Raw genomic sequence first — 15,719 nt, 5'->3', positions numbered from 1 at the left:
TCCCGGACCCGGGCCAGCAGTTCGCGCACCGAGGGGTCGCCGGACACGTCCGTGCGCAGCACGAGCGTGTTGACGAAGAAGCCGATCAGACCCTCCAGGGCCTGGTCCGAGCGCCCGGCCATGACGGTGCCCAGGGGGACGTCCGTACCGGCGCCGACCCGGGAGAGCAGGACCGCGACGGCGGCCTGGACCACCATGAAGGGGGTCACCCCGCAGGCGCGGGCGGCGGCCAGCAGACGCCCGTGCAGCGCGGCGTCGAGCTGGAGGTCGACGGCGGCGCCCCGGTAGGAGGCCACCGCGGGGCGGGGCCGGTCCGTCGGGATCTCGATCAGTGCGGGCGCGCCCTGGAGCGCGGTGCGCCAGTGCTCGATCTGGCGGCCGGCCGGGCTCGACGGATCACTCTCGTCACCCAACACCTCCGCCTGCCACAACGCGTAATCCGCGTACTGCACCGGCAACGGAGCCCAACCCGGCACCCCACCACCCACACGCGCCGCATACGCAGCCGACAAGTCATCCGCCAACGGAGCCAACGACCAACCATCGGAAGCGATGTGATGCATCAACACCACCAACACCGACGACCGTTCACCCACCCGCAACAACGACACCCGCAACGGCAACTCCACCGACAGATCGAACGCATACCCCGCAGCCCGATCCACCGCCGCCGACACCCCCTCCTCGGAGACGTCCACCACCTCCCACACCACACCCGCACCCACACCCACACCCGCGGCCAACTCCGCCACCGGAACCACCCGCTGGTACGGCACACCGTCCACCGCCGCGAACACCGTCCGCAGACTCTCGTGCCGACCCACCACATCACCCACCGCGAGCTCCAACGCACCCGCGTCCAGCTCACCCTCCAACCGCAACACCAACGGAACGTTGTACGTCGCCGACGGACCCTCCAACGCGTGCAGGAACCACAACCGACGCTGCGCCGCCGACAACGGCACCCGCCCCGGACGCACACCCGCCGACAACCCCCGACGCGCCACCTCCGCACCCACCACACGCAGGGCCAACCCCGCCACCGACGGCGACTCGAACACCGCGCGCACGGGGAGTTCGACGCCGAAGGCCGTACGGATGCGGCTGATCAGGCGGGTGGCGCGCAGCGAGTGCCCGCCGAGTTCGAAGAACCCGTCGTCGACGCCGACCCGGTCGACGCCGAGGACCTCGGCGAAGAGCCCCTGGAGGATCTGCTCCGCCGGGCTGGCGGGGCCGCGGTCCGCCGCGGTGTCCGCGCGGCCGGGCAGGGGCAGCGCGTCGCGGTCCAGCCGACCGTCCGCGGTGAGCGGCAGCCGGTCCAGGGCCACCATGGCGGCCGGGACCAGGTGATCGGGCAGGGTGGCCCGGGCGAAGGCCGTGACGGCTCCGGGCGCGACGGTGGCGCCGGGGGCCGCGACGAGGTAGGCGACGAGGGACCCGTCGCGCACCGCCACGGCGGCCCGGGCGACGTCGTCGTGCTCGGCCAGGACGGCCTCCAGCCGCGTCGGCCGGACGGTGAAGCCCGGCAGCGGCAGCGCCGCCCCGACGAACTCCAGCTCGCCCTCGGCGGTCCAGCGCGCCAGGTCCCCGGTACGCACCATCCGCGCACCGTCCGGGCCGAACGGGTCGTCGACCACGCTCGGCGCGGAGCCGAGCAGCGGCCCGCCGACGTGGAGCTCGCCGACGACGCCCGGCGGAACCGGGCACAGGCCCGCGTCGAGCACGTACAGGGCGGTGCCGGGCAGCGGGGCGCCGAGCGGCACCACGGTGTCCCAGTCGTCCGGGTCGCAGGCGCGTTCCGTGACGGTACCGGCGGCTTCGGTCAGCGCGTAGCCGTACCACAGCGGGACGTCCACGGCGTCGAACCAGGCCCGCTGGAGCGGCTCGGCCAGGGCCTCGCCGGAGCAGAGCACGCGCCGCAGGTCGGCCCCGGCCAGCGCCGGGTCGGTGAGCAGCTCGGCCAGTTCGGAGGGCGTGACGTGCAGCGTGGTGACGCCCAGCGCCCGGGCCAGGGGGGCCGTGCGCTCGGCGCGCACGACGGTCGCGCCCGCGGTGAGCGGCCAGAGCAGCTCGTCGATCTCGCCCGGGGTCCCCGGCTCGGCGGCCGACCGGACCCGGTCGGTGGCGTCCAGGCCGTGGACGGCCTGGCGGGCCGCGATCCGGGCCGCGACGACGTCCTGCGGGACGACGACGCGGGTGCCGGTGCGGGTGCGCAGGACGAGGGGTCCGCCGCTGACGACGGCGGCCAGGATTCCGGCGGGCGGCCGCGCCAGCAGCTGCCCGTAGGTCGTCTCGACGTCCCCGTCGACGAGCGCGACGGCGTCCGCCGGGTGCGCGCCGATCAGTTCGAGGAGCGTCGGCGCGGCCACCGGGGCGCCGCCGTCGCGGCCGGTCACGGCGTGCGGCAGGGCGATCCGGTCCACGACGGCGTCCGCGTCGGCGGCGACCGTCTCCAGCAGGTGCACGAACTGCTCGGCCATCCGCCGCGCCGTGCTCGCGTCGAAGAGGTCCTCGGCGTACTCCAGGTCGATGCCGATGCCTTGGGCGGACCCGTCCTCGCCGACCTTCTCCTGCACGTGCAGGGTGAGGTCGAAGCGGGCCGCGCCCATCTCGACGTCCTCGTCGAAGGCGGCGTCCAGACCGGCGAGCGCGAAGTCGCCCTCGTCGTCGTTCTCGAAGACGAGCATCACCTGGAAGAGCGGGTGGTGGCCCAGCGAGCGCCCGGGGCGGACCACGTCCACCAGTCGTTCGAAGGGCACGTCCTGGTGCGCGAAGGCCGCCAGGTCCGCCTCGCGGACCCGGCCCAGCAGGTCGCGGAAGGACGGGGAGCCGGACACGTCGGTGCGCAGGACCAGGGTGTTGACGAAGAAGCCGACGAGGTCCTGGAGGGCGTCGTCCGTGCGGCCCGCGATCGGGGTGCCGATCGGGACGTCGGATCCGGCGCCCAGCTTGGACAGCAGCAGGGCGAGGGCGGACTGCACCACCATGAACAGGGTCGTGTTGGTCTCCCGCGCCACCGCCTGGAGGCGGCCGTGCAGTGCGGCGGGGACGCGGATGGCGACCTCGGCGCCGCGGTGGGTGGCCTCGGCGGGCCGCAGCCGGTCCGTCGGCAGGGGCAGCAGCTCGGGAATGCCGTCGAGGGCGTTCTTCCACCACGCCAGCTGGCCGCTGACGACGCTGTCCGGGTCGTCCTCGGAGCCGAGCAGTGCGGACTGCCACAGCGTGTAGTCGGCGTACTGGACCGGCAGTCCGGGCCAGCGCGGGGCGCGGTCCGCCCGGCGGGCGGCGTAGGCGGCCGACAGGTCACGGGCGAGCGCCCCGGTGGACCAGCCGTCGCTGGCGATGTGGTGGACCAGCAGGAGCAGCCGGTGCTCGTCCGGGCCGTCGGCGAACAGGGTGGCGCGCAGCGGGGGTTCGCGGTCGAGGTCGAAGGTGTGCCGGGCCGCCTCGGCGGGCCCCGCGACGCCGGTGATCAGTACGGGCCGGGCCTCGTCGACCCCGAGCACGCGCTGGTACGGGGTGCCGTCGGCGTCGGACGGGAAGACGGTGCGCAGGGTCTCGTGCCGGGCCACGACGTCGCCCAGCGCCGCTTCGAGGGCGGCGGCGTCGAGCGCGCCGGTGAGCCGGATCAGCAGCGGCACGTTGTAGGTCGTGCTCGGGCCCTCCAGCCGGTGCAGGAACCACAGGCGCTGCTGGGCGAAGGACAGCGGCACGCGCGCGGGGCGCTCCGTGCGGACCAGGGCGGGCCGGTCGGGGGCGGCGCCGTCGATCCGGGTGGCGAGTCCGGCCACCGTCGGCTCGGCGAAGAGCGAACGGACGGTCAGTTCCGCCCCGAGCTGGGACCTGATCCGGCTGAGCAGCCGGATCGCGGACAGCGAGTGGCCGCCGAGGTCGAAGAAGTTGTCGTCGATGCCGACGGCGGCGACGCCCAGGGTCTCGGCGAAGATGCCGGCGATGATCTCCTCGGCGAGGGTGCGCGGGGCGCGCCGCACGACGGCGGCGGCGAGGTCCTCGGCCGGGAGTTCGGCGGGGAGGTGGGCGCCGACGACGAACGCGGCGGGCATCAGGTAGTCGGGCAGCACGGTCTCGGCGAGGCGCCGCGCGGAGGTCGCGTCGCCGTCGTGGACGACGTACGCGACGACCCGGGCGGATCCGGCCACGACGGCCGCGTCCGCGAAGACCTCGCGCAGCCGGGCCGCGACCTCCGCGGGGATGACGCGGAAGCCGCGCACCGTACGGACGTCCTCGGGGCGTCCGAGCGCTTCGGTGGCGCCGTCCGGGGAGCGGCGCGCCAGCTCTCCGGAGGCGAGCGTGGCGATCACGCCCGGGGGCACGGCCCGTCCTTCGCCGTCGACGAGCGCCGTGTCGCGCTCGCCCTCGGCGAGCAGGTCGATGGCCGAGACGGGCGCCGTCGGGTCGGCGGCGGCCGCGGTGAGCAGCCGGATCAGGCGGTCGCCGAAGGCGTCCATCGTCGCCCGGTCGAACAGGTCGGTGGCGTACTCGATCTCGCCGACGATGCCGGCCGGCTCGCCGTCCGGGCCGTAGCGCTCCTGCAGGCGGACGTCCATGTCGAACTTGGAGGCGTCGCCGACCACGTCCTCGAGCCGGGTCTCCAGGCCGGGGACGGCCAGCGTGACCTCGTCGAAGTTCTCGAAGGTCAACATGACCTGGTAGAGCGGGTGTCGAGCGAGCGAGCGGACGGGGTTGACCACCTCGACGAGCCGCTCGAAGGGCACGTCCTGGTGTGCGAAGGCGGCCAGGTCGGTCTCCCGGACCCGGTCGAGCAGCTCGGGGAAGGTGGGGTCGCCGGAGACGTCGGTGCGCAGCACGAGCGTGTTGACGAAGTAGCCGAACAGGTCTTCCAACGCCTCGTCGGTGCGCCCCGCGACGGGGGTGCCGATGGCGATGTCGGTGCCGCCGCCGAGTCGGCTCAGCAGGGCGACCAGACCGGCCTGGATGGTCATGAACAGCGTGGTGTTGGCCGTGCGGGCGAGCCGCAGCAGGGCGTCGTGCAGCGCGGCGTCCAGGCGCAGCGGCGCCTCGGCGCCGCCGTAGGTGGCCACCGGCGGGCGGGGCCGGTCGGTGGGCAGGTCCACCAGCTCGGGCAGGCCGCGCAGGGTCTCGCTCCAGTAGGCGAGCTGCCGGGAGATCGCGCTGGTGGGGTCGTCCTCGCGTCCGAGCAGCGCGCGCTGCCAGAGGGTGTAGTCGGCGTACTGCACGGACAGGGGTGCCCAGTCGGGGGCGCGGCCCGCGGCCCGCGCCGTGTAGGCGAGGGACAGGTCGTCTCCGAGGAGGGTCTCCGACCAGCCGTCGCTGGCGATGTGGTGCATGAGCGGCAGCAGGGCGTGCTCGTCCTCGGCGAGCCGGAACAGGGTGCCGCGGATGGGCAGTTCGTTCACCAGGTCGAAGTGGTGGCGCGCGGCCTCGGCCAGGGCCGATTCCAGGTGCCGCTCGTCGTCGACGTCGACGAGGGTCAGCTCCACCACCGCTTCGTCGGCGGGCACGATGTGCTGGTACGGGGTGCCGTCGGCCTCGCGGAAGAGGGTGCGCAGCCCCTCGTGGCGGGCGACCACGTCGTGCAGGGCGGTGTGCAGGGCCGGGACGTCGAGCGGTCCGCAGAAGCGCATGACGAGCGGCACGTTGTAGGTGGAGCTGGGGCCTTCGAGCCGGTTGAGGAACCACAGTCCGCGCTGCCCGAAGGAGAGCGGCACCCGTTCGGGGCGCTCCATGGGCACCAGGGCGGGCCTGGCCTCCCCCGCCCGGTCGGTCCAGCCCGCGAGCCCGGCGACGGTCGGCGTCTCGAACAGGGCCCGGACGGGCACCTCCACGCCGATCGCGGACCGGATGCGGCTGATGAGCCGGGTGGCGAGGAGCGAGTGGCCGCCCAGCGCGAAGAAGTTGTCGTCGATGCCGACCCGGTCCACGCCCAGTACGTCGGCGAACAGGACCGCGAGGAGTTCCTCGCGCGGGTTGCGCGGCCGTCGGCCCTCCGCGGCGCCGGTGAGGGCCGGAGCGGGCAGGGCCTTGCGGTCGAGCTTGCCGTTCGGGGTGAGCGGCAGCTTCTCCAGCGTGACGAAGGCGGCGGGGACCATGTGCGCGGGCAGCACGGCCGCGGCGTGGTCGCGGGCGCGGTCGGTGTCGCCGCCGACGAGGTAGGCGGTGAGGCGCAGGTCGCCGGGCTGGTCCTCGCGGACCACGACGGCGGCCTGGGTGACGTCCGGCGCCCCGAGGACGGCGGACTCGATCTCGCCGAGCTCGATCCGGAAGCCGCGGATCTTCACCTGGTCGTCGGCCCGGCCGAAGTAGGACAGCGTGCCGTCCGCGGCCCGGCGGGCCAGGTCCCCGGTGCGGTACATCCGGGTGCCGGGAGCGCCGTAGGGGTCGGCGACGAACCGCTGCGCGCTGAGCCCGGGGCGGCCGAGGTAGCCGCGGGCCAGGCCCGCTCCGGCGACGTACAGCTCGCCGGTGGTCCCCGCCGGGACGGGCTGGAGCCCCTGGTCGAGGACGTACACGCGCAGGTCGGGGATGGCGACGCCGACGACGCTGGCGGCGGTGGCGGCCGCGCCGACCCGGTCGAAGGCCTGGTGGGTGACGTGCACGGTGGTCTCGGTGATGCCGTACATGTTGACCAGCACGGGGGCGTCGTCGGCGTGCCGCTCGTACCAGGACGCGAGCCGTCCGGGGTCGAGCGCCTCACCGCCGAAGATCACGTACCGCAGGGCCAGGTCCGTGCCCGGCTCCTCCTCGTCGGCCCGCATGAGCTGGTAGAAGGCGGACGGCGTCTGGTTCAGGACCGTGACGCGCTCGTCGCGCAGCATCCGCAGGAAGTCGCGCGGCGAGCGGCTGACGTCCTGCGGCACCACGACGAGCGTGCCGCCGCGCAGCAGCGGACCCCACAGCTCCCAGACGGAGAAGTCGAAGGCGTAGGAGTGGAAGAGGGTCCACACGTCGGACTCGTCGAAGCCGAACCACTGCTCGGTCCGCGTGAAGAGCCGTACGACGTTCTGGTGCGGGATGACCACGCCCTTGGGCTGTCCGGTGGAGCCGGAGGTGTAGATGATGTAGGCGCCGTTGTCCGGGCGCAGCGCGGGGCGCGCCGGGTCGGTGACGGGGCCGTCGGCGGGCAGGTCGTCGATGACGACGCGGGTGATGCCCTCGGGCAGCGCCACGTCGAGGTCGGCGCCGGTCACGACGGCGGCCGGGCGGGCGTCCGCCAGGACGTAGGCGATGCGCTCGGCGGGGTAGTTCGGGTCGAGGGGCAGGTAGACGCCGCCGGCCTTGAGGACGCCGAGGACGCCGACCACGAGGTCCGCGCCGCGCGGCAGGGCGAGGGCGATCACGCTCTCGGGTCCGACGCCCTGCGCGAGGAGGGTGTGGGCGAGCCGGTTGGCGCGTGCGTTGAGCTGCGCGTAGGTCAGCCGCTCGGCTCCCGCGACGAGTGCGGTCGCCCCGGGGTGCGCGGCGGCGGCGGCCTCGAACAGCGCGGGCACGGTGGTCTGTTCGGACGGCTCGGGGGCCGGCGCGGTCCACTGTTCCAGCAGTTCCCGGCGCTCGGTCGGGGCCAGGATGTCCGTCTGCCACAGCCCCTGGTCCGGGTCGGCGACGACCGCCCGCAGGAGCCGGGCCAGCCGGTCGACGATCTGCTCCACGGTGGAGCGGTCGAAGAGGTCGGTGGCGTATTCGACCAGGCCCGACAGGCCCGCGGGCGCGCCGTCGGGGCCGTGGTTCTCCTGCATGTCGAAGTCGAGGTCGAACTTGGCGACGCCGGAGCCGACGTCCTCCAGAGCGGCCCGCAGCCCGGGCAGGCCCAGGTCCGCCTCGGCGTTGTTCTGGAAGAGGATCATGACCTGGAACAGCGGGTGGTGCGCGAGCGAGCGGGTCGGGTTGAGGACCTCGACCAGGCGCTCGAACGGCACCTCCTGGTGGGCGTAGGCGGCCAGGTCGGTCTCCCGGACCCGGGCCAGCAGTTCCCGGAAGGTCGGGTTCCCCGAGGTGTCGGTGCGCAGCACCAGGGTGTTGACGAAGAATCCGATCAGCTCGTCGAGCGCCTCGTCGGTGCGTCCGGCGATGACGCCGCCGAGCGGGATGTCGTCACCGGCGCCGAGCCGGGTCAGGAGTCCGGCCACGGCCGCCTGGAACACCATGAAGAGCGTGGTGTTGGTGTGGCGGGCGAGTTCGAGCAGTCGGCCGTGCAGTTCGGCGTCGAGTTCGAAGCGGACCTCGTCGCCGCGGAAGGAGGCCGCGGCCGGTCGGGGCCGGTCGGTCGGCAGTTCCAGCTGCTCCGGGAGCCCGGCGAGGTTCTGCTGCCAGTAGGCGAGCTGGCGCGACAGCAGGCTCTGCGGGTCGTCCTCCGAGCCGAGCAGTTCCCGCTGCCAGAGGGTGTAGTCGGCGTACTGGACGGGCAGCGGGGCCCAGGCCGGTGCGCGGCCCTCGGTCCGGGCGCCGTAGGCGACGGAGAGGTCCCGTGCGAACGGCGCGTCGGACCAGCCGTCGCTGGCGATGTGGTGCAGCAGGAAGAGCAGCACGTGCTCGGTCTCCGAGAGCCGGAACAGCGTGATGCGCAGCGGGAGTTCGGTGGCGAGGTCGAAGCCGTAGCGGGTGGCGACGGCGAGTTCTTCGGCGAGCCCCTTCTCGTCGGTCTCGACCAGGGTGACCTCGGGCCGCTCCGCCTCGGTGATCAGCTGGTAGGGCTGGCCGTCGACCTCGGGGAAGCGGGTGCGCAGGCTCTCGTGCCGGGCCACGATGTCGCCGAAGGCGGCTTCGAGGGCGTCCCGGTCGAGCGCCCCCGACATGCGCAGCAGCAGCGGCACGGTGTAGGTCGCGCTGCGGCCTTCGAGCCGGTACAGGAACCACAGGCGCCACTGCGCCGCCGAGACGGGGACGTGCTCCGGCCGCGGCATCGGGGCGAGGGCGAGGCGGGACTGTTCGGCGCCCCCCAGCCGTTCGGCGAGTTCGGCGACGGTGGGCGCCTCGAAGAGGTGCCGGATGGCCAGCTCCACGCTGAACATCGAGCGGATGCGGCTGAGCAGCCGGATCGCGGTGAGCGAGTGCCCGCCCAGCTCGAAGAAGCTGTCGTCGATGCCGACGACCGGCACGCCGAGCACGGCGGCGAAGAGACCGCAGAGGATCTCCTGCTCCGGGGTGCGCGGTGCGCGGAAGGAGAGGGCGACGGCGGCCCCCTCCGGGGCGGCCGGTACGGCGGTCTGCGCGGCCACCGGTGCGGCGTGCGGCGCGAGGGCGGTGGCCGCTCCCGTGGCGACCAGCTCGCCGACGGCCGCGTCGGCGTCGTCGACGAAGGCGGTGAGCAGGCGGACGAGGTCGGTGGCGAGCGCGTCGATCTGGGCCGCGTCCAGCAGGTCCGGGCGGTACTCCAGGCGCAGCTTCAGCCGCGCGCCGGGCAGCACCGACAGGGTCAGCGGGTAGTGGGTGGCGTCGTGGTCCTCCAGCACGCTCGCGCGCAGGCCCGGCGCGGGCTCCCACACGTCCTCGTCGTCGTGCGGGTAGTTCTCGACGACGGTCAGCGTGTCGAAGAGTTCGCCCAGCCCGCCCAGGCGCTGTACGTCGTTCAGCCCGAGGTACTGGTGCGCGATCAGCCGGGACTGCTCGTCCTGGACGCGCTCCATCAACCGGCGCAGGGACTCCGCCCCGTCGAGGCGGACCCGGACGGGCAGCGTGTTGATGAACATGCCGACCATCGCCTCGCTGCCGGGGAGTTCCGCGGCGCGGCCGGAGTAGGTGGTGCCGAACACCACGTCCTCGCGCCCGGTGCGGGCACCGAGCAGCAGGCTCCACAGGCCCTGGACGGCGGTGTTGAGGGTGATGCCGTGCTCGCGCAGCCGGTCCTGGAGCCGCCCGGACATCGTGTCGGGCAGGTCGCAGTAGACCTGCACGGGACGGGCGGGCGCCGCCGAGGAGGGCTCGGCGAGCAGGGTCGGCGCGCCGAGCCCGGCCAGTGCGTCGCGCCAGACGTCGTGGGCGGCCGTGCGGTCCTGCCGGGCCAGCCAGGCGAGGTGGTCGCGGAAGGCGGCGGGCTCGGGCAGGCTCTCGCCGCGGTAGAGCGCGAACAGCTCGTCCAGCAGCAGCTGCATGGACCAGCCGTCGAAGAGGATGTGGTGGTTGACGAGGACGAGGCGGTGCTCGTCCTCGGCGAGCCGGACCAGGGTGAACCGCAGCAGCGGCGGTCGGCTCAGGTCGAAGCGCTCGGCGCGCGCCTCGGCCACGACCCGGGCCAGGGCGTCCTCGCGTTCGGCCGCGGGCAGGTCGGCGAGGTCGACCTCGCGCCAGGGCAGTTCGAGGCCGTCGACGACGACCTGCACGGGCCGGGACAGCCCCGCGTGGTGGAAGCCCGCCCGCAGGTTCGGGTAGCGCTCCAGGACGCCCGCCGCGGCGGCGCGCAGGGCGCCGGGGTCCAGCGGGCCGCTCAGCGCGAAGACCTCCTGGACGGAGTAGACGTCGGCGCCGTCGGAGTCGTAGAGGGCGTGGAAGAGCAGGCCCTCCTGGAGCGGGGCGAGCGGCAGCACCTCGACGATGCCGGGCAGGGCGCCCTCCAGCTCCTCGATGTCGCCCTGCGAGAGGTCCACGAGCGGCAGGTCGGAGGGGGTCAGACCACCGGCGTCGACGGTGGACAGGGCGGTCAGCGCGGCGAACCAGCCCTCGGCGAGGTCGCGGACCTCGTCCTCGCCCAGCAGGCCCTCGGCCCAGGTCCAGGTCGCGACCAGGCGCGGCCCGTCGGCGTGGTCGACGGTGACGGCGTCCAGCTCGATGCCGAGGCCGAGCGGTGCGGCGTCGTCGAAGCCCGCGCCGAGGGCCGGGGCCTCCGGGGCCGGGGCCCAGTCGGCCAGTTCGGGTGCGGCGAAGCGGCCCAGGTAGTTGAAGCCCAGCTGGGGGCGGGCGTGGTCGGCGAGCGCGGCGGCGGTCCGCGGGTTGCGGTGGCGCAGCATGCCGTAGCCGATGCCGTTGTCCGGGACCGCGAGCAGCTGCTCCTTGACGAGCTTGAGGGCGCGGACGCCGTCCAGGCCGCCCGCGTCGACCCGGACGGGGTACGCGCTGGTGAACCAGCCGACGGTACGGGTGAGGTCGACCCCGTCCACGATGTCCTCGCGGCCGTGGCCCTCCAGTTCCAGGAGCAGCGCCGCGGCGTCGACGCCGCGGCGGCCGCGCCAGTCGGCGACCGCCAGCGCGAGAGCGGTGACCAGTACGTCCCGCACGCCCGTGCGCACGGCGGCGGGGACCGCGCCGAGCAGCGGCGCGGTGGCGCCGGCGGGCAGGGTGAGCGTGAGGGTGCCGGCTGCGGCCCGGGTGTCGGTGGTCGGGTCGAGGGGGCGGCTGCCGAGCGGCGGGTCGGGCGTCTCCACGATCGAGCGCCACAGCGGCAGTTCACCGGCGCGGCGGTCCGCCTCCTCGTCGAGCAGGGCGCTCCAGCGCCGCAGCGAGGTGCCGACGGGTTCGAGGGTCTCGCCCTCCCAGGCGGCCCGCAGGTCACCGAGGAGCGGCTGCCAGGACACGCCGTCCACCGCGAGGTGGTGCACGAGCAGCAGCAGTCGCCCGGGGGCGGCTCCGGCGTCGAACCACACCGCGCGCACGAGGTCGCCCTGGTACGGGTCCAACTCGGCCTGGGCCGAGCGGTGGTGCTCCTCGATCACGCGGCGCAGCGCCTCGGCACCGGCGTCCGCGTCGATGCCGCTGACGTCCACGCGGCGCACGGCGGCGGGCGCGCCCGGCGCGGGGACGGAGAACTGCTGCTCCTCGTCGAGGGTCAGCCGCAGCGCGTCGTGCCGGTCGAGGACCGCCTGGAGCGCGCCGGTGAGCCGGTCGGCGCCCAGGTCGGCGGGCACCACGAGCAGCATCGACTGGTGGTACCCGGCGAGGGGGCCGCCGAGTTCGAGCAGCTCGGCCATGACCGGTGTGGGCAGCAGGCCGCCGGTCGCGACGTCCTGGACGGCCGGGGCGGCGGGCGCGGCCGTGCGGGCGGCCGCCGCGAGGCGGGCGACCGTCTTGTGCTCGAAGACGTGCCGCGGGGTGATGTGCAGCCCCGCCCTGCGGGCGCGGCTGACCAGCTTGATGGAGACGATGCTGTCGCCGCCGAGGTCGAAGAAGCCCTCGTGCAGGCCGACTTGCGGCAGGCCGAGCACCTCGGCGAAGAGCGAGGCGAGCAGTTCCTCCTCGGGCGTGCCCGCGGCGGCGGGGCCCTCGGCCCCGGGAGCGGGCAGCGCGCCGGTGTCGAGGCGGCCGTCCGCGGTGCGCGGCAGCTCGGCGAGGGTGACGTAGGTGTCCGGGACGAGGTGGTCGGGCAGCGTGCGGGCGAGGTGCTCGCGCAGGTCGACGGCGCGCACCGAGAGGCCGGGCGTGGGCACGACGTAGGCGACGAGGCCGTCCGCCACGTCCGCCTCGACGAGCGCGGGGTGGGCGAGCAGCGCGGCGACGGTACGGGTGACGTCGAGCGGGGCGCCGCCCACGAGGACGGGCGCGCCGAGGCGTTCGAGGCGGCCGTCGAGGGTGTACCGGGCCGGGGCGCCGTCGAGCGTGCCGGTCACGCCGTCGGGCACCAGGGAGCCGGACGCGTCGACGACCTGCGCGGAGCGGGCGGTGAGCGCCGCGCGCTCGTCGCCGGTGAGCAGGTCGATCTGGGCGATCGGGCGCCCGGGGTCGGCGACCGCGGCGCGCAGCAGTCGGGCCAGTCGGCCGACCAGCGCGTCGACGGTGGAACCGTCGAAGAGGTCGGTGGAGTACTCGGCGACCACGTCCACACCGGCGGGCGCGCCGTCGGCGGCGAAGCGCTCCTGGAGGCGCAGGTCGAGGTCGAACTTGGCGACCCCGGTGGCGGCCTCGTCCACCTCGACGGCGAGGCCGGGCAGCGCGGGGCCGGCCAGGCCCAGGTTCTCGAAGGTCAACATCACCTGGAACAGCGGGTGGTGCGCGAGCGAGCGGGCCGGGTTGAGCGCTTCGACCAGCCGGTCGAAGGGCACGTCCTGGTGCGGGTAGGCGGCGACGGCGGCGCCGTGCACGCGGTCCAGCAGCTCCTGGAAGCTCGGGTCGCCGGAAGTGTCCGTGCGCAGCACCAGGGTGTTGACGAAGTAGCCGACGAGCCCGTCGAGCTGTTCGTCGGAGCGTCCCGCGGACGGCGTGCCGAGGGCGATGTCGGTGCCGGCGCCGAGCCGGGTCATGAGCGCGGCGAGCGCGGCCTGCACCACCATGAAGACGGTCCGGCCGGTGGAGCGGGCGAGCGCGGTGACGTCCCGGTGCAGCGCGGCGTCGAGGCGGGTGCGCAGCTCGTCGCCGCGGAAGCTGGCGGCCGGGGGGCGGGGGCGGTCGGTCGGCAGGCCGACGAGCCGCGGCAGTCCGGCGAGCGCGGTCCGCCAGTGGTCGATGCCCTCGGCCTCGGCCCCGCCCTGCCACAGGGTGTAGTCGGCGTAGGTCACGGGCAGTTCGGTCCACCGCGGCGCGTGTCCGGCGCGGCGGGCCGCGTAGGCCAGGGACAGGTCCTCGATCAGCGGGCGCTCGGACCAGCCGTCGGCCGCGATGTGGTGCATCAGCAGCAGCAGGGTGTGCCGGTCCGTCCCGGTCCGGGAGAACAGGGTGGCCCGCAGGGGGGCCTCGGTGTGCAGGTCGAAGGGGTGGCGGGCCGCCGCGGCCACGGCGGCCCCGACGTCCGCGGTGGTGACGACGGTCAGCTCGGCGGGGGCGTCGAGGACGACCTGGCGGGCGACGCCGTCGGTCTCCGGGAAGACCGTCCGCAGGGTCTCGTGCCGTTCGGCGACGTCGCGGACGGCGGCGCGCAGCGCCCGCTCGTCCAGCTCGCCGGTCATCCGCAGCACCAGGGGGATGTTGTAGGTCGCGCTCGCGCCCTCCAGCCGGTGCAGGAACCACAGTCCGCGCTGGGCGTGCGAGAGCGGCATCGGGTCCGGGCGTCCGGCACGGACCAGCGCCGGCCGTGCGGCCCCGGCCCCGTCGAGGCGGGCGGCCAGGGCGGCCGGCGTCGGTGCCTCGAAGAGGGCGCGCAGGGACACCTCGCGGTCGAAGGCGGTGCGGATGCGGCTGATCAGCCGGGCGGCGAGCAGGGAGTCGCCGCCGAGGTCGAAGAAGCCGTCGTCCATGCCGATCCGGTCGGCGCCCAGGACGTCGGCGAAGAGGCCGCCGAGGATCTCCTCGGCGGGCGTGCGGGGGGCGCGCCCGGCGCCGACGGCGGCCTCGGGCGCGGGCAGCGATGCGCGGTCCAGCTTGCCGTTCGGGGCGAGCGGCAGCGCGTCGAGGAGCACGAAGGACGACGGCACCATGTGTTCGGGCAGCCGGTCGGCCAGCCGCTCGCGCACGGTGGCGGTGTCCAGCGCGCCGACGAGGTAGGCGACGAGGCGCTGTTGTCCGGGCCGGTCCTCGCGCACGGTCACGGCCGCCCGGGCCACCTCGGGCAGCTCGGTGAGCGCCGCTTCGATCTCGCCGGGCTCGATCCGGAAGCCGCGGATCTTGACCTGGTCGTCGGCGCGGCCCGCGAACTCTATGAGGCCGTCGGCGTTGCGCCGGGCGAGGTCGCCGGTGCGGTACATCCGCTCGCCCGGGGCGAACGGGGAGGCGACGAAGCGCTGGGCCGTCAGCTCCGGTCGGCCCAGGTAGCCGCGGGCGAGCTGGACGCCCGCCACGTACAACTCGCCCTCCGTGCCCGGCTCCACGGGGCGCAGCGCGCCGTCGAGGAGGTGGACCTCGGTGCCGGCGACCGGGGTGCCGATGGGGACGGACCGGTGGGCGTCCCCGGGCCGCACCTCGTGGGCCGTGACGTCGATCGAGGCCTCGGTCGGGCCGTAGTGGTGGCCGAGCCGCACGCCCAGCTTGGTGACGACCTCGTCGGCCAGCGACGGCGGCAGCACCTCGCCCGCGACGAAGAGCAGCCGCAGGGCGAGGCCGGGGGTGTCCCGGAGCGCGGGGAGCGCGACGGACAGCAGCGAGGGGACGAACTGGGCGACGGTGACGCCGTGTTCGGCCGCGTAGGCGAGCAGCAGGTGCGGCAGGCCGAGCACGTCGTCGGGGGCCACGCAGATCGTCGCACCGGCGATCAGCGGCAGCCAGATCTCGGAGCCCGCCGCGTCGAAGCTGAAGGCGGTCCGGGCGAGGACCACGTCGGCGGCGTCGATCCGCCACTCGGCGGCCTGCCACAGCATGTGGTTGGCGACGCCCTGGTGCGGTACGACCACGCCCTTGGGCAGACCCGTGGAGCCGGAGGTGTAGATGACGTAGGCGGCGTTCGCGATGTCGAGGGCGACCTCGGGCGCGGTGTCCTCGCCCGAGGTCAGGTCGGTCTCGTCGAGGAGCAGGACGGTGGCCCCGACCTCGGGCAGCGCGCCGCGCGTGGCGGTGTCGGTGACCAGGGCCGAAGGACGGCCGTCGAGGAGCATGTGCGCGATCCGCCGGGCGGGGTAGCGCGGGTCGACCGGCAGGTAGGCCGCGCCGGTCTTCAGCACGGCCAGCATCGCGACCACCGCGTCGGCGGAGCGCGGCAGCGCCAGGGCGACCACCCGCTCCGGTCCCGCGCCGAGGTCGACGAGGCGGCGCGCCAGCCGGTTGGCCCGGCGGTCGAGTTCGGCGTAGCTGAGGACGGTCGTGCCGAAGACCACGGCCGGGTGACCGGGGGTACGTCGTACCCGTGCCTCCACCAGTGCGGGCAGCGGCATCGTCGCCACATCGCCGTCCAGGTCCGACCCGATCGGATTGCGCGTCGCACGACGGTCCAC

Annotated in this window: 1 protein-coding gene (cut by a window edge); it reads right to left on the bottom strand. The window is 74.8% G+C overall.

Translation table 11 applies throughout. The features are described 5' to 3' along the window. Positions 1 to 15,719: the 5' portion of a non-ribosomal peptide synthase/polyketide synthase gene (locus ACFWAR_RS15400; RefSeq protein WP_385777142.1), read on the bottom strand. The gene continues 6,649 nt to the left of window position 1, outside the view; the window shows 15,719 of its 22,368 coding nt (coding positions 1-15,719); it begins with the start codon at positions 15,717 to 15,719; its stop codon lies off the left edge, out of view.

It is taken from the genome of Streptomyces sp. NPDC059917, assembly GCF_042730635.1.
Lineage (GTDB): Bacteria > Actinomycetota > Actinomycetes > Streptomycetales > Streptomycetaceae > Streptomyces.
This window is presented reverse-complemented; position numbering and strand designations above follow the sequence as displayed.